This window comes from Streptomyces sp. NPDC056160, assembly GCF_042268205.1.
GTDB lineage: Bacteria > Actinomycetota > Actinomycetes > Streptomycetales > Streptomycetaceae > Streptomyces.
On sequence record NZ_JBHJUW010000025.1, the window covers coordinates 66,013 to 81,791 of the forward strand.

The following is a 15,779-nucleotide window of genomic DNA, read 5'->3' on the forward strand; positions in this document are numbered from 1 at the left end:
GATTCCTCTCCGTCGCCTGCGAGGTGAGCTGTCGGGTTCGGGCGGGGAGGTGCCCGGCCGCGCCCCATAGGGCGCGGCTTCACCCCGAGCCGTTCCGGCGCGGCGTACGACGTAGGACGACGTACGGCGCTCCGGCCCGGCGACTTACCTGGGTCCCCCGCTCCTGCCATGAGTGGTTCGGTCGATGGATATCGGGCGGTGGCAGGATTCGGCGGTCCGCCCGACTGGCCGGGAACGTATGCGAGAGCACATGTCCCGAACAAGTACCTGATTCACACATCGCCCTAGTTGACCTTGTTCTGGGGCGTTTCGGGTGCTTGATCCTTTGCAGTTGCCAAGGGTCAACTGGCTTGCGGGGGAAGGGGAGCTGGGGCTGTCCGGGGGGTGACGGGGCGGCGGTGTGAGCGTGACTCAAGTCACGGAATAATCCGCCGAGGAGCATTTGCGGCCAAGGGGAATTGGAATATCAATAGGGGTAAATCGGACTCACGATGGCGGGGGTGAAGCGGAGGCGAGGGGGAATCGGGAACAAGGATGCGGGGCGGGTCGTGACGTGACGAGTGGAAGGGTGACGGTCGTCACGCTTGGTGAGGTCGTGGCCCTGTTCGTACGTATGTATAGGCGAGGGCGGGTTCCGGGGAGGAGTGAGGGCAGGGAGGGGGGCGGGTAGGGAGGAGGGAGTCGATAAATATCTGTTCATATGTGGTGATCGAAAACATATCGGTCGTGATCCGATACCACCTGGCCTGTATCGGTGGGCGCTATCGGTGATCGAAACGTGACCGGATACGCTGACTTGAGTGATGGCAGCGACCTATCGACAAACCGTGTAACGCCAGCAGACACCAGCAGACAGGAGACCCCTCGTGACCGTCGTCGGGCCGTTCGGGCTGAGCGTGCGGGACCAGGCTCTCGAAGCCGATGTCCAGGCCGGGTTGGCGGCTGTCGAGGAAGGGCTGCTCGAAGCCACCAAGAGCGAGGTCCCGTTCATCACGGAGGCCGCTCAGCACCTCGTCAAGGCCGGCGGGAAGCGGTTCCGTCCGCTGCTCGTGATGCTCGCGGCCCAGTTCGGTGACCCGTACGCGCCGGGGATCGTGCCGTCGGCCGTCGTCGTGGAGCTGACCCACCTGGCCACGCTCTACCACGACGACGTCATGGACGAGGCCGCCGTGCGGCGCGGAGTGGCCAGTGCGAACACCCGCTGGGGCAACTCGGTGGCGGTGCTCACCGGCGACTTCCTCTTCGCCCGGGCCTCGCAGATCCTCGCCGACCTCGGACCGGAGGCCGTCCGGGTGCAGGCCCTGGCGTTCGAACGGCTGGTCACCGGGCAGATCCTGGAGACGGCGGGCCCGCAGGACGGCAGGGACCCCGTCGAGCACTACCTGGACGTACTGGGCGGCAAGACGGGTTCCCTGGTGGCCGTGTCCTGCCGGTTCGGCGCGATGATGTCCGGGGCCGACGAGACCGTCGTCGACGTGCTCACGCAGTACGGGGAGCGGCTCGGCGTCGCCTTCCAGCTGGCGGACGACGTCCTGGACATCGCCTCCGACTCCCACGAGTCCGGCAAGACACCGGGCACCGACCTGCGCGAGGGCGTCGCGACACTCCCGGTGCTGCGGCTGCGCGAGCGCGCGGCGCGGCTGGGGCTGGCCGAGGACATCGCCCTGTGCGAACTGCTCGACTCCGACCTGAGCGACGACGCGCGGCATGCCGAGGCGCTGGCGGCGCTGCGCGCGCATCCGGCTCTGGAACAGGCGCGCCGCGACACCGTCCGGTACGCGGAGGAGGCGCGGGCCGCACTGGCGCCGCTGCGCGAGTGCGACGCGAAGGCGGGGCTGCTCCAGCTGTGCGACGCGGTCGTGCACCGGGCCGGCTAGCCGGGCCCGCACCTCCAGGCGACACCGGACAGCGGCTACCGGCCACCACCGGCCCGGCCCCGCTCACCTGGGCCAGAGGGCGGAGTCTCCACCCCGACCCCTACGGGGTGGTGGAGACTCCGCCCTTGTGTGTCATACCGCAGAGGTACACGGAGTTGGCTCCGGGGTCTGACGCTTTCGCGCGGCCGATTTGGTCAGATGGAAGCACGGACCACACCACTCCTCACCGATTCGGGTGAGAATGGCGGCTTGGGGTGGGAGAAGTGCACACGGGCAGCCGCCGCCGACGACGGAGGTAAGGCACACATGGCACCGTACGAATCCGACGACAGCAGGGACGCCGCGGAGGCCGACGGCAGGCACTCGGTGCGCCGCAAGGCCGCGCGCTACGTCGTCCCGGTCGCGGTGGTGGGGGTGGCGGCGGCGACCATCGGGCTCGTCCCGGCACTCGCCGACTCCGGTGACCCCCACCTGCCGAAGATCACCGCACAGCAACTGATCGAGAAGATCGCCAAGTCGGACGTCGAGCGACTGTCCGGCACGGTCAAGATCACCACTGACCTCGGCCTGCCGAACCTCGGCGGTCTGGAGAGCAGCCTCGCCTCCGGCGCCGTCAAGGGCGGCGGCGACGGATCGTCCGCCGACCCCACCTCCAAGCTGACCGGGCTGATCTCCGGCACGCACACGCTGCGCGTCGCCGCCGACGGCCCGGACCGGCAGAAGCTCTCGCTGATCGAGAGCGCCGCCGAGTACAACCTCATCCACAACGGCAAGGACATCTGGGGCTACGACAGCAAGTCCAACGAGGTCTACCACGGCACCGCCGCCCAGGACGGCACCGAGGGGAAGGACCGGAAGGTCCCCGCAACGCCCAAGGACTTCGCCGACGAGGCCCTGAAGTCGGTCGACGACACCACGTCGGTCACCGTCGACGGCACCGCACAGGTCGCCGGGCGGGACGCCTACAAGCTGGTCATAGAGCCCAAGCACGCCTCCGGCACCACCGTCGGTGCGATCAGCATCGCGGTGGACTCCAAGACCGGGATGCCGCTGAAGTTCACGCTGACCCCGGCGAGCGGCGGCGCCGCCGTGGTCGACGCGGGCTTCACCCAGGTCAGCTTCGCCGCGCCGGCCGCATCCACGTTCGACTTCACCCCGCCCAAGGGCGCGAAGATCACCGAGGAGAAGGACGGCAAGGCGGGCGAGCACGGGCTCAAGCCCGGCGCCCCGCACCAGGACGTCACCCCGCCCAAGGACTTCTCGCAGGACAAGGGCCTGGGCAAGGACGGCGTGAAGGTCATCGGCAAGGGCTGGAACTCCATCGCCGCCTTCGACACCGGCGGCAAGGGCGGCCTCCCGGCGAGCCACTCCGGCAGCGGTGACCTGAGCGGCTTCCTGGGCTCGCTCGGCGACCACGTGAGCGGCAAGTTCGGCAAGGGCACGGTCTTCTCCACCCGCCTGGTCAACGCTCTGATGACGGACGACGGCAAGGTCTACGTCGGAGCCGTCACCAAGGACGCCCTGGTGAAGGCGGCGAACACCGGGCGTTGAGCACGCCGGAGACTCGACGGAGCGGGGGAGCCGATGGACGACGCGGACGGCGGGCGCGCCCGTGAGAGCGGCGGCGGGCGAGGCCGTGACGGCAGTGACGGTGACGGCAGTGTCATCCGCACCCGTGCCCTCACCAAGCGCTACCGCGGCGGGCAGCTCGCCGTCGACGGTCTCGACCTGACCGTTCCGGCGGGCAGCGTCTTCGGCTTCCTCGGTCCGAACGGCTCCGGCAAGACCACCACCATCCGGATGCTGATGGGGCTCATCGAGCCCACGTCCGGCACCGCGCGGGTCCTGGGGCAGCCCATGCCCCGGTCCGCGCGCACCGTGCTCCCGCACATCGGCGCGCTGATCGAAGGACCCGCCCTGTACGGCTTCCTCTCCGGCCGGGACAACCTGCTGCGCTACGACGCGGCCGACCCGACCGCCGACCCGCGCACCCGGCGCGCCCGGACCGCCGCCGCGCTGGACCGGGTCGGCCTGACGGCGGCCGCAGGCAAGAAGGCCAGGACCTACTCCCTGGGGATGAAGCAGCGCCTCGGGCTCGCCGCCGCACTGCTCCGGCCCCGCAGACTGCTCGTCCTGGACGAGCCGACCAACGGACTCGACCCGCAGGGCATGCGGGAGATCCGCTCCCTGGTGAGGGAGCTGGCCTCCGACGGCACGACGGTCTTCCTCTCCTCCCACCTCCTCGACGAGATCGAGCAGGTGTGCACGCACGCGGCGGTGATGACCCGGGGCCGGCTCGTCACGCAGGGGGCGGTGGCCGACCTGGCCGCCGGGGCGCGCGGCCGGCTGGTGGTCACCACGCCCGACGGGACGGAGGCGGCCCGAGTGCTCAAGGAACGGGGCATCGGCGACATGGTCGTCACCGAGGACCGGGTGACCGGCGAGCCGCCGGCCGGCGAGCTGGCCGAGGTGAACGCGGCGCTGGTGGCGGCAGGTGTCCGTGTCCGCGGTTTCGGAGTCGAACGCGCCTCGCTGGAGGACGCGTTCGTGGCACTCACCGGGGAGGGATTCGATGTCGCGGACTGAGGCGGCGGGCCTGACCGGGCCACCGGTGCGCGGGGCGGTCGGAGCGCACCCGGACCCCCTGTGGACCCTCGGCCTGCTGCGCAACGAGCTGACGGCCACCTTCCGGCGCCGGCGCACGCTCGCCCTGCTGGGCGTGCTGGCCGCCGTGCCCGTCCTCGTCGGGGTGGCCGTGCGGATCGAGACGCGCAACGGCTCCTCGGCCGGGGGAGGCGGCGGAGGACCCGCCTTCATCGCGCAGATCACCAACAACGGACTGTTCCTGGTCTTCACCGCACTGGCCGCGACCCTGCCGTTCTTCCTGCCGCTGGCGGTGGGCGTGATCGCGGGCGACGCGATCGCCGGCGAAGCCGGGGCCGGCACCCTGCGCTATCTGCTGGTCGCCCCCGCGGGCCGCACCCGGCTGCTGCTCACCAAGTACGCCACGACCATCGCCTTCTGTCTGGCCGCCACCCTCGTGGTCGCCCTCTCGGCCCTCGCCGTGGGCGCGCTGCTCTTCCCGCTCGGCGACCTGACGACGATCTCCGGCACCCGGATCACCTTCACGGACGGACTGGGCCGCGCCCTGCTGATCGCCGTCGTCGTCGCCGTCTCCCTGACCGGCATCGCCGCGCTCGGCCTGTTCGTCTCGACGCTGACCGACAGCGGCATCGCCGCCATGGCGACGACCGTGGGCCTGCTGATCACCGTTCAGATCGTCGACCAGATACCCCAGCTGCACGCGGTCCAGCCGTACCTCTTCCCGCACTACTGGCTCTCCTTCGCCGACCTCATGCGCGAACCGGTCTACTGGGACGGGCTGGTGAAGAACCTGGAGCTGCAGGCGCTGTACGTGGGGGTGTTCGGCTCGGCGGCCTGGGCACGGTTCACGGCCAAGGACATCACCGCGTAGGGCCGCCGGCGGCCGGTGGTGGACTCATACCGTGCCGGTGAGGCGGGCCAGCGGCTCCGTCCCGCGCGGCGGCCGGCCGCTCAGGTCGCCCAGGCGCCAGGCCGCAATCCACGGCACGCGGTGGACGTCGACGACGGCCTCGATCGGCCCCACCCGCTGCGCGAGCGGGCGCGGCAGCCGTCCCGGCGCGTCCGCGACGAGCACCACGGCGTCCAGGTCGAGGCCGGCCGGCGCCCCGCCGCCGCGGAACACCTCGACCGCCCGGACGACGGCTTCCAGCCCGGCCGCGTGCGTGCGGGCGACGAGCAGGACCGAGCGCGGCGCGTCCGGCCCGGGCCACTGGCGTCCGCAGTCGTGACCGCCGTAGACGGCGGCGAGCGTGGTGGTGCCCGCGCCGCCGTGCGTCGCCACCCAGGAGTACCGCCTGGGCGTCGCCCGTGGGAGCGCCCCGGCGGCGACCGGCCCCGCCGGCGCCGGTGCCCCGGGTGCCGCTCCGGTGGCCACCGGCCCGCGGATCCATATCTCCGGTCCCTGCCGCATGTCCGTTCGCATGCCCGTTCCCTCCGTGGTCACCACGACGATCTTGGCGCTCGCAGCGTTACCCCGATCACAGGGCAGCGGTTCCTGGTGCGAGTCTGTGACGTCGCGGTGACGTGGAAACCGCAGGCGAGCAGGGAGACTCGACAGTACGCGCAGGACCGGATGGCACGCATCCGAGTGAGGGAGCCATGTACCGACTGAGCCGCGAGAAGAAGCGGGAACACAAGCGCGCCGTGCGCTCGGCGGCGGCCACGGCGACACCGATCGCCGTCCACGTGCCCGTCACCCCGTCCGGGCCCGTGGACACCGCGGGCGGCAGCGCCTGGGCCTCGGTCGGTGGCGTGCGGGTGGACTCGGCGCCCGGCGAGGAGATCCAGCAGGCGGTGCTGAACCACCTCCACCGCATCGCCCTGACCACCGGCCGACCCGTCCTCGCCACGGTCACCGACGAACGCATCGGCTACGTCGTCCCCCTCCGGGTCCACGGCGACGGTTCCAGCACGTTCACGGCCCAGCCCCTGCGCACGACGCCCCCGGAGCCGGGGCACGGGGCGCAGCCGAGCCCGGGGGCCCGCGCGGCGCAGCCGCCGGAACCCGAGGAGCCGCGGGGCCCGGCCGGATCCCAGCCGGACAGCGTGACGCACGTACTGCGGCAGGTACCGCAGCCGTCCCGGGGTCCGGCGGCGCCGCAGCCGTCCCTGGAGCCGGTGGAGCCGGGGGAGCCGCCGCAGCCGCCTCAGGCAGTGCCCGCGGCGCGGTCCACCGCGGCGCCCGCGCCCGCCTTCGTGCCGAGCCCCGAGCCTGCCCCCACGGACGACGGCCGCGACGACGGGACGGCGCAGCCCACCCCGGCCACCCCGCCCGGGACGGCCGCGGCCCCGACGGGGAGTTTCGGGCCGCCGCCGGTGATGGACGCGGGCCCGCCGGCCGCGGCCGGTCTGCGCCCGGCGGCGCCGAACCCCGCGCCGCTGCCCGCCGAGCCCGCACCCCTGCCCGTCTCCGCCCCCGTCTCCCGGCCCACCCCGGTCATCGATCCCGCGGCCGTCCTCGACCTCGATCCTGACCCCAAGCCCACCCCCGCCCGCGGGTTCGACGCCGTGGCCGAGGCCGTGCTCGGCGACGACCCCAGGACACTGGCGGGCGAAGGAGGCGCGGTCCTGCTCGCCGAACCCCTGGCCCAGGTCAACGAGGCCGTGCGGGCGGGCCGCATCGACGAGGCGGCGACCCTCGCGGAACGCACCGTCACGGAGGCGTCCGCCACCCTCGGCGCGACCCACCCCGAGGTGCTGCGGGTGCGCGAACTGTCCGCGTACATCGCCTACCTGGCCGGTGACCCGCTGCGCGCCTTCGCCCTCTCCCTCGACCTGGCCCGCATCCACCTCGGAGCGGGCGACGCGGAGGGCGCCTACGGTGACGTCCGCAGCGCGGCCACCGCCTGGCGGGCCGTCCGCGATCCCGAGGAGGGCCTGCGCCTCGGTGATGAGCTGCTCGGCCTGTGGACCGAGCTGGCCGCCGATGACGGCCCGGCCACCGAGGACGTCGACCAACTGGAGTCCGCCCGCGCCCGCATGGACCGCCTCACCGAGCGGGCCCGCAGGCAGGCGGCCTCCGGCCAGGCCGACTGACCGCCGCGGCCGGCCGCGCCGGACCACCGCGGTCCGGCCCGGCCGCAGGCCGGCTCCGTGCCGGACGCGGGCCGACCGTCTCGGGCGGTCAGTGCACGCAGAACTCGTTGCCCTCCGGGTCCGCCATCACCACCCACTGTCCGGCGCTCTCCCACACCTCCCGCAGGACGCTCGCGCCGAGTGCCTTCAGCCGCTCCACCTCCTGCGCCCGCCGGCCGTCGCCTGGGTGCAGGTCGAGGTGGAGGCGGTTCTTGCCGGCCTTCGGCCCGGGAACCCGCTGGAAGAGCAGCCGGCGCCCGAGCCCGGTGCCGCGCTCGGGGTCGTACGGGTCGTCCGGATGCCGTACGGCGATCAGGTCCCGGAAGGCCGGGCGGCCGTGGTACTCGACGGTGGCCGCGCCCGGCAGCGCGCCGAGTTCCAGCAACCGTTCGACGAAGGCGCTGTTGTCCTCCGTCTCGTAGTGCAGCGCGCCCGCCCAGAAGTCGGCCTGGGCGTGCGGGTCGGTGGCGTCGATGACGAGTTTCCAGTGCACCGGCGCGGGTGTGGGGGCCGTGGACGTATCTGTCTCGGTCATGTAACCAGTCATATTGGTTACATGAACGCGCGGGCAACGGAAACGCCGGAACCGGCTCCCGGACTGACCCTGACCAGGCACGACGGCAGGCCCTACCGCTTCGACCCGGGCGCGCTGTGCCTGGAACTGCTGGCCACGGGCGGCCCCGGCCCCTTCGCCCGCCACGAGGCGCTGCACACCCCTGCCGACCTGGTCGACTGGGCCGCTCGCAGCCGGCTCGCCGACGGTCTCGGCCTCACCGTCACCGACGACGAGCTGGCGCGCGCCCGTGCCGTCCGTGACGCCCTGTTCCTGCTCACCGCGGACCGCGCGCACGGGCGCCCGCCGCGCCGCGCGCACCTGGACGTGGTCGACGAGGCCGCTGCGGCCCCGCCGCTCGTCTCCCGGCTGACCCCCGAGGGCACCCGCGCCCGGGCGCCGGGCGCCACCGGCGCCCGGCTGCTCGCGACGGTCGCCCGTGACGCGATCGACCTGTTCACGGGCCCGTACTCCGACCGCGTCCGGGAGTGCGGGGCCCATGACTGCTACCTGCTCTTCGTGGACACCTCGCGCCCGGGCCGACGGCGCTGGTGCGCGATGGAGCACTGCGGGAACCGCGAGAAGGTCAGGGCGCATCGCGCCCGCACCGGCGGTACCGGCCGAACGGCACAGGGCGGCCCCTGACCTGGGCCCCGCCCCTCCCGACGCCCGGCCCCCTCCGGCCCCTCCCGGCGTCCAGGCGTCTCGCTCGACGTCCTAAGCCTCCACCGCTCCGGAGTCCAACGGCGCGGCCCCGGCGGGACCGCGACCAGGAGCGGGGGCGGAAGCGGCGCCGGGAGCGAGACCGGGCTCGGGAGCGAGGGCCGGACCGGGAGCGGCGGCCGGGTCGGGAGCGAGAGCTGTATCGCGAGCGAGAGCGGGATCGGGAGTGGAGTCCACCGCCGGCGCCTGTCCCGCCACGACCCTGCTCGGCGTCCCGCCGCCCGCCGAGTGGTCGTCCGGCAGGACGCTCCCGGGGGCGCGGAGACCGGCGCGCACCTGGGCGGCGCGGCGGGCCGAGCGCAGTCCGTCCCAGGTCAGCAGGGACAGCGCCAGCCACACCAGGGCGAACCCGGCCCACCGCTCGGCCGGCATGGACTCATGGAAGTAGACGACGCCGAGCAGGAACTGGAAGACCGGCGCGAGGTACTGGAGGAGGCCGAGGGTGGACAGCGGCACGCGGATCGCCGCCGCGCCGAAGCAGACCAGTGGCAGCGCGGTGACCACACCGGTGGAGGCGAGCAGGAGGGAGTGGCCGGCGCCCTCGCTCGCGAAGGTGGCGCCGCCGTGCGCGCCCAGCCACAGCAGGTAGGCGAGCGCGGGCAGGAACTGCACCGCGGTCTCGGCGGCCAGCGACTCGATGCCGCCGAGGTTGACCTTCTTCTTCACCAGCCCGTAGGTGGCGAAGGAGAAGGCGAGGCAGAGGGAGATCCACGGCGGCTGGCCGTAGCCGATGGTGAGCACGAGCACGGAGGCGGCGCCGGTGCCGACCGCCGCCCACTGCACGGGCCGCAGCCGTTCCTTGAGGATCAGCACGCCCATCGCGATGGTGACCAGCGGGTTGATGAAGTAGCCGAGCGAGGCCTCCACGACGTGCCCGCTGTTCACCGCCCATATGTAGACGCCCCAGTTGACGGTGATCACCGCGGCGGCGACCACGATCAGCGCGAGCCTGCGCGGCTGCCGCAGCAGTTCCCCGGCCCAGGCCCAGCGCCGTACGACGACGAGCGCGACCACGACGAACGCCAGGGACCACACCATCCGGTGGGCGAGGATCTCCATCGCGCCGGCGGGCTTGAGCAGCGGCCAGAAGAGCGGGACGAGTCCCCACATCCCGTAGGCCGCGAAGCCGTTCAGCAGTCCTGTGCGCCCCTCGCCGCCCGACTTGTCGGTCACGGGCCCTCCCCCTTCGTGGCTTGCCTGGCCGCCTCCTGGCGCGGCAAGCAAGAAGGTAGCGCCGGGCACTCCCGCCTGTCATGCCCGTATCGCCATACGGTCATGACAGGCGGACGGCGGCGGGGGCGAGCCGAGAGGGCGGGCCCCAGCGGGCTCAGCCCTTGAGGGCGGCGCCGATCGCCTCGGCCAGCGGGGTGGTCGGGCGGCCGGTCAGGCGGGACAGGTCACCGCTGTCGACCACCAGTTCGCCCTTCTCGATGGAGGCGTCGACGCCGGCGAGGATCGCGGCGAACGGCTCCGGCAGCCCCGCGCCGGTCAGGATGCCCTGGAACTCCGCCACGGAGACCTGCCGGTACACGATCTCCTGGCCGGTCTGCCGGCTCAGCTCGGCGGCGAACTCCGCGAAGCCCCACGCCTCGTCGCCGCCCAGTTCGTACGTCTTGTTCTCGTGGCCCTCGCCGGTGAGCACCGCGACGGCGGCCGCGGCGTAGTCGGCGCGCGAGGCGGCGGAGAGTCGGCCGGCGCCCGCCGCGTGCACGACGGCGTGGTGCTCCAGGACGGGGGCGAGGTTCTCGGTGTAGTTCTCGTGGTACCAGCCGTTGCGCAGCAGTACGTACGGCAGGCCGGAGGCCAGCAGGGCCTCCTCGGTGCCGCGGTGGTCGTCGGCCAGGGTGGCCTTCAGGCTGCCGGGGGCGCTGGTGTAGGCGAGCAGCGCGACACCGGCCGCCTTGGCGGCCTCGATGACGACCCGATGCTGCTGGACGCGGCCCTTGTCGAACTCGTTGCCGGAGACCAGCAGCACCTTGTCGCCCGCCGCGAACAGGCCGTCGAAGGTCTCGGGCGCGTTGTAGTCGGCGACCGCGATCCGCACGCCGCGCCCGGCGAGGTCGGCGGCCTTCTCGGGGGTGCGGACGACCGCTGTGATCCGGTCGGCGGGGACCTTCTCCAGCAGTTGCTCCACGACGAGGCGGCCGAGGTGTCCGGTGGCTCCGGTGACGACGATGCTCATGAGGGGAATCTCCTTGTGGGGTGCGTCTGTCACTAACCCTAGGAGAAGCGCTAACTCAACGAAAGTACCCACTTTGAAGTAAGGTACCCCCGTGACCGTAAGTGTGAGTGCGCGGGCGGAACGGGCGGAGGCCACCGCGGGGACGCGGCCGGTCCAGGACGCGGCGCAGTGCCCGTACCGGTTGGTCCTGGAGCACGTCACCAGCCGCTGGGGCGTGCTGGTCCTGATCGAGTTGCTGGAACGGTCCCACCGGTTCAGCGAGTTGCGCCGCGCCGTCGGCCGGGTGAGCGAGAAGGGGGTCAGCGAGAAGATGCTGACCCAGACGCTCCAGACGCTGGAGCGCGACGGGCTGGTCCACCGCGACGCCAAGCCCGTCATCCCGCCGCGCGTCGACTACTCGCTCACCGGGCTCGGCCGCGAGGCCGCCGAGCAGGTGCGGGCGCTCGCCGAGTGGACCAAGGAGCGCATGGCAGACGTGGAAGCGGCCCGGGAGGCGTACGACGAGGCCCGGCAGGTCTGTGACGAGGCCCGGGCGCTCAACGCCCGGACCTCGTGAGCGACCGCCGGACTCAGCCGGTGACGGTCCAGGTGTCGTGGCCGGTGAGGAGGGCGGTGAGGTCGCCCTTGCCGTGTTGTCGGGCGGCGGTGTCGAGCTGGTCGGCCATGAGGGTGTCGTAGACAGGGCGTTGGATGTCGCGGAAGACGCCGATCGGGGTGTGGTGGAGGGTGTCGGGGTCGGCGAGGCGGGAGAGGGCGAAGGCGGTGGTGGGGGAGGCGGAGTGCGCGTCGTGGACGAGGAGGCCGGCCTCGTTCTCCGCCGTCACCGTGACCACCTTCAGATCACCCGTGACGCGATCTCGCACCACGCCCCGCGAGCCGTCCGCACCGAACCGGATCGGCGCTCCGTGCTCCAGCCTGATCAGTGCCTCGGCGGCCCGCTGGGTGTCTTTGAGGGCGTCGAAGGCGCCGTCGTTGAAGATGTTGCAGTTCTGGTAGATCTCGATCAGGGCGGTGCCGGGGTGGGCGGCGGCCCGTTGCAGGACCTCGGTGAGGTGTCTGCGGTCGGAGTCGATGGTGCGGGCGACGAAGGTGGCTTCGGCGCCCAGGGCGAGGGAGACGGGGTTGAAGGGGGCGTCCAGGGAGCCCATGGGGGTGGATTTGGTGATCTTGCCGCGTTCGGAGGTGGGGGAGTACTGGCCCTTGGTAAGGCCGTAGATGCGGTTGTTGAACAGCAGGATCTTGAGGTTGACGTTGCGGCGCAGGGCGTGGATGAGGTGGTTGCCGCCGATGGACAGGGCGTCGCCGTCGCCGGTGACGACCCAGACGGACAGGTCGCGGCGGCTGGTGGCCAGGCCGGTGGCGATGGCGGGAGCGCGGCCGTGGATGGAGTGCATCCCGTAGGTGTTCATGTAGTACGGGAAGCGGGAGGAGCAGCCGATGCCGGAGACGAAGACGATGTTCTCGCGGGCGATGCCGAGCTGGGGCATGAAGCCCTGGACGGCGGCGAGGACGGCGTAGTCGCCGCAGCCGGGGCACCAGCGGACTTCCTGGTCGGACTTGAAGTCCTTCATCGACTGCGCGGCGGTGGCCTTCGGCACGAGGGTGAGGGGCTGGACGGTGCCCGGGGCGGTGGGGGACGTCTCAGGCATCGATGGCCTCCTTGAGTGCCGTGGCGAGTTGTTCGGCTTTGAAGGGCATGCCGTTGACCTGGGTGTGGGGGCGGGCGTCGACCAGGTATTTCGCGCGGATGAGGGTGGTGAGCTGGCCGAGGTTCATCTCCGGGACGACGATCTTGTCGTAGGAGTGCAGGAGGGTGCCCAGGTTGGCGGGGAAGGGGTTGAGGTGGCGCAGGTGCACCTGGGCGATCGCGATGCCGTCGGCCCGCAGCCGGCGTACCGCGGCGGTGATCGGACCGTAGGTCGATCCCCAGCCCAGGACCAGGGTGCGGGCGTGGTCGGGGTCGTCGGCCTCGATGTCGGGGACGGTGATGTTGTCGATCTTGGCCTGGCGGGTGCGGACCATGAAGTCGTGGTTGGCCGGGTCGTAGGAGATGTTCCCGGTGCCGTCCTGTTTCTCGATCCCGCCGATGCGGTGCTCCAGACCCGGCGTGCCGGGCAGGGCCCAGGGGCGGGCCAGGGTGTGCGGGTCGCGTTTGTAGGGCCAGAAGACCTCGGTGCCGTCGGCCAGGGTGTGGTTGGGGCCGCTGGCGAAGGCCACCTTCAGATCCGGCAGTTCGCTGATGTCGGGGATGCGCCAGGGTTCGGAGCCGTTGGCCAGGTAGCCGTCGGAGAGCAGGAAGACCGGGGTGCGGTAGGCCAGCGCGATCCGGGCCGCCTCCAGCGCCGCCGCGAAGCAGTCCGCCGCCGTGCGCGCGGCCACCACCGGCACCGGCGCCTCACCGTTGCGGCCGTACATCGCCTGCAGCAGGTCGGCCTGCTCCGTCTTGGTCGGCAGCCCCGTGGAGGGGCCGCCGCGCTGGATGTCCACCACCAGCAGCGGCAGCTCCAGCGACACCGCCAGCCCGATCGTCTCGCTCTTGAGTGCCACCCCCGGCCCCGACGTCGTCGTCACCGCGAGCGCACCGCCGAACGCCGCGCCCAGAGCCGCGCCGATCCCCGCGATCTCGTCCTCCGCCTGGAACGTGCGCACCCCGAAATTCTTGTGCTTCGACAGCTCGTGCAGGATGTCCGAGGCCGGAGTGATCGGATACGAGCCCAGGAACAGCGGCAGATCCGCCTGCCGCGCGGCGGCGATCAGCCCGTAGGCCAGCGCCAGATTCCCCGAGATGTTGCGGTACACCCCCGGCGCGAACGCCGACCCCGCCGGCGCCACCTCGTAGGAGACCGCGAAATCCTCCGTCGTCTCCCCGAAGTTCCACCCCGCCCGGAACGCCGCCACGTTCGCCGCCGCGATCTGCGGCTTGCGCGCGAACTTCGCCTCCAGGAACCGCTCCGTCGCCTCCGTCGGCCGGTGATACAACCACGACAGCAGACCCAGCGCGAACATGTTCTTGCTCCGCTCGGCCTCCTTGCGCGACAGCCCGAACCCCGCCAGCGCCTGCACCGTCAGCGTCGTCAACGGCACCGCATGCACGCTGTAGCCGTCCAGCGAACCGTCCTCCAGCGGAGAGAGCGCGTAGCCGACCTTCTGCATCGCCCGCTTCGTGAACTCGTCCGTGTTCACGATGATCTCCGCACCCCGCGGCAGATCCCCCACATTCGCCCGCAACGCCGCCGGGTTCATCGCCACCAGCACGTCCGGAGCATCACCCGGCGTGAGGATGTCATGATCGGCGAAGTGCAACTGGAACGACGACACACCCGGCAGCGTCCCTGCCGGCGCCCTGATCTCCGCCGGGAAGTTCGGCAGCGTCGACAGATCGTTCCCGAACGACGCCGTCTCCGAAGTGAACCGGTCCCCGGCGAGCTGCATACCGTCACCCGAGTCCCCCGCGAAACGGATGATCACCCGGTCCAGACGGCGGACGTCCTTCGCTCCGGCCGCCCTGCGCTGCTCCCCGACGACGGTTGTGTCGGCCTGTTCCGCTGGACTGCTGACCTGGCTGGTCACTGAACTGGACCTCCTTCGAGGCGGCTGTGTGGGACCGGCCTCCCGAAGACCCTGCGAAGACCTTCCCGGTTTCCAACCCTACGACCGTCAGGAATGCCCTCCCGGTGCCGATCGCATGCTGGACGCACCCGTGAGACGGTCCGATGCCCTGCTCTTCCACGCCGTTCCGGCTCTTGGGACCTCCTTGGGGAAGGTGCGCCGCAGTCGCCCGTCCGGCGTACTCGCGACCGGATCGGGGCCCGTACCGCCCCAGTGTCGGCCGGTCAGGAGTTCAGATAGGTGAGGACCGCGAGAACACGCCGGTGATCCCCGTCACTCTGGGACAGGCCGAGCTTCAGGAAGATGTTGCTGACGTGCTTCTCCACCGCTCCGTCGCTCACCACCAGTTGCCGTGCGATCGCCGAGTTGGTGCGCCCCTCGGCCATCAGGCCCAGGACCTCGCGCTCGCGCGGGGTGAGACCCGCCAGCACGTCCTGCTTGCGGCTGCGCCCGAGCAGCTGGGCGACCACCTCCGGGTCCAGTGCCGTACCGCCCTGGGCCACCCGGACCACGGCGTCCACGAACTCCCGCACCTCGGCCACGCGGTCCTTCAGCAGGTAGCCGACCCCGCGGCTGGAGCCCGCCAGCAGTTCGGTGGCGTACCGCTCTTCCACGTACTGCGACAGCACCAGCACTCCGAGACCGGGATGCGCCTTGCGCAGCCGTACGGCCGCCCGCACGCCCTCGTCGGTGTGGGTCGGCGGCATCCGCACGTCGGCCACGACCACATCGGGCAGCTCCCCCTGGTCATGCAGCTCGGTGATGGTCTTGACCAGCGCCTCGGCGTCACCGACACCGGCCACGACCTCATGCCCGCGGTCGGTCAGCAACCGGGTCAGGCCCTCCCTGAGCAGCACTGAATCCTCGGCGATGACCACCCGCACCCTGTCCTCCACGATCCTCGGCCCCCCACAGCCTTCTTCACGGCACCCCGCACGGCCCGTCCGGCGCGTACGGCATGGTCCAGCATCCCAGCATCCGGACCCTGACGTGCCCGCGCCCGGGGGAAAGGGGGGAGGGTTTCTGCGTTCCTTCGGTCTTCCGGCCGGTTTCCCGCGGTGTCCGGCCGGGCGGGAGTCCAGTCGGCCGCCTGGTCCTTCGACCTGATCTCACCGGTGGCGAGCGTCGTCCAGACGCGTGCCAGGGTCAGCACGAC

General features: G+C 71.9%; 14 protein-coding genes, 1 pseudogene and 1 riboswitch. Of the genes and pseudogenes, 7 read left to right on the forward strand and 8 right to left on the reverse strand.

Features of this window, described 5'->3' with window-relative positions; genetic code table 11:
• Positions 1-193, reverse strand: a riboswitch (cyclic di-AMP (ydaO/yuaA leader).
• A 673-nt stretch (positions 194-866) separates the two neighbouring features.
• The 4 genes from ACFC02_RS12225 (at position 867) to ACFC02_RS12240 (ending at position 5,352) form a co-directional block, all read left to right on the forward strand.
• Positions 867-1,877, forward strand: a complete 1,011-nt coding sequence (locus tag ACFC02_RS12225) for a polyprenyl synthetase family protein (protein ID WP_376355636.1) — start codon at positions 867-869, stop codon at positions 1,875-1,877.
• Positions 1,878-2,183: 306 nt separating this feature from the next.
• Positions 2,184-3,428 carry an outer membrane lipoprotein carrier protein LolA gene (locus ACFC02_RS12230; RefSeq protein ID WP_376355638.1) on the forward strand — a complete coding sequence of 415 codons (1,245 nt, stop codon included), beginning with the start codon at positions 2,184-2,186 and terminating at the stop codon, positions 3,426-3,428.
• Between the two features lie 33 nt (positions 3,429-3,461).
• Entirely contained in the window at positions 3,462-4,463 is a 1,002-nt protein-coding gene (locus tag ACFC02_RS12235; RefSeq protein WP_376355640.1) for an ABC transporter ATP-binding protein, read from the forward strand.
• A complete protein-coding gene (locus ACFC02_RS12240) occupies positions 4,450-5,352 on the forward strand; it encodes an ABC transporter permease (protein WP_376355642.1) in 903 nt (300 codons plus the stop codon). The genes ACFC02_RS12235 and ACFC02_RS12240 overlap by 14 nt, the downstream gene beginning before the upstream one ends.
• Positions 5,353-5,376: 24 nt before the next feature.
• On the opposite strand, the gene ACFC02_RS12245 is transcribed toward ACFC02_RS12240, so the two are convergent.
• On the reverse strand, positions 5,377-5,904 hold the full coding sequence (locus tag ACFC02_RS12245; RefSeq protein WP_376355644.1) for a DUF6668 family protein: 528 nt from the start codon (positions 5,902-5,904) through the stop codon (positions 5,377-5,379).
• 176 nt (positions 5,905-6,080) lie between these two features.
• On the opposite strand from ACFC02_RS12245, the gene ACFC02_RS12250 reads away from it, so the two are divergent.
• On the forward strand, positions 6,081-7,517 hold the full coding sequence (locus tag ACFC02_RS12250) for a tetratricopeptide repeat protein (protein WP_376355646.1): 1,437 nt from the start codon (positions 6,081-6,083) through the stop codon (positions 7,515-7,517).
• An 88-nt stretch (positions 7,518-7,605) separates the two neighbouring features.
• Here ACFC02_RS12250 and ACFC02_RS12255 read toward each other — a convergent pair whose 3' ends face one another.
• A complete protein-coding gene (locus ACFC02_RS12255) occupies positions 7,606-8,091 on the reverse strand; it encodes a VOC family protein (protein WP_376355648.1) in 486 nt (161 codons plus the stop codon).
• A gap of 21 nt (positions 8,092-8,112) precedes the next feature.
• On the opposite strand from ACFC02_RS12255, the gene ACFC02_RS12260 reads away from it, so the two are divergent.
• Positions 8,113-8,754, forward strand: a complete 642-nt coding sequence (locus ACFC02_RS12260; protein WP_376355650.1) for a CGNR zinc finger domain-containing protein — start codon at positions 8,113-8,115, stop codon at positions 8,752-8,754.
• Positions 8,755-8,826: 72 nt separating this feature from the next.
• On the opposite strand, the gene rarD is transcribed toward ACFC02_RS12260, so the two are convergent.
• Both rarD and ACFC02_RS12270 read right to left on the reverse strand, forming a co-directional pair.
• Positions 8,827-9,942: an EamA family transporter RarD gene (gene rarD / locus ACFC02_RS12265; RefSeq protein WP_376355664.1), complete on the reverse strand. Its 1,116-nt coding sequence runs from the start codon at positions 9,940-9,942 to the stop codon at positions 8,827-8,829.
• Positions 9,943-10,159: 217 nt separating this feature from the next.
• Entirely contained in the window at positions 10,160-11,014 is an 855-nt protein-coding gene (locus ACFC02_RS12270; RefSeq protein WP_376355652.1) for an SDR family oxidoreductase, read from the reverse strand.
• 181 nt (positions 11,015-11,195) lie between these two features.
• On the opposite strand from ACFC02_RS12270, the gene ACFC02_RS12275 reads away from it, so the two are divergent.
• Positions 11,196-11,570: a winged helix-turn-helix transcriptional regulator gene (locus ACFC02_RS12275; RefSeq protein WP_376355665.1), complete on the forward strand. Its 375-nt coding sequence runs from the start codon at positions 11,196-11,198 to the stop codon at positions 11,568-11,570.
• Positions 11,571-11,583: 13 nt separating this feature from the next.
• Here the strand turns inward: ACFC02_RS12275 and ACFC02_RS12280 are convergent, their stop codons facing one another.
• From ACFC02_RS12280 to ACFC02_RS12295, 4 genes and pseudogenes are all read right to left on the reverse strand, one after another.
• A complete protein-coding gene (locus ACFC02_RS12280; protein ID WP_376355654.1) occupies positions 11,584-12,663 on the reverse strand; it encodes a 2-oxoacid:ferredoxin oxidoreductase subunit beta in 1,080 nt (359 codons plus the stop codon).
• Positions 12,656-14,584: a 2-oxoacid:acceptor oxidoreductase subunit alpha gene (locus tag ACFC02_RS12285; protein ID WP_376355656.1), complete on the reverse strand. Its 1,929-nt coding sequence runs from the start codon at positions 14,582-14,584 to the stop codon at positions 12,656-12,658. Before ACFC02_RS12285 ends, ACFC02_RS12280 begins: the two co-directional genes overlap by 8 nt.
• Before the next feature lie 263 nt (positions 14,585-14,847).
• A complete protein-coding gene (locus ACFC02_RS12290) occupies positions 14,848-15,507 on the reverse strand; it encodes a response regulator transcription factor (RefSeq protein ID WP_360972245.1) in 660 nt (219 codons plus the stop codon).
• 182 nt (positions 15,508-15,689) lie between these two features.
• A pseudogene (locus tag ACFC02_RS12295) lies at positions 15,690-15,779 on the reverse strand (aminoglycoside adenylyltransferase domain-containing protein); the annotation flags it as partial.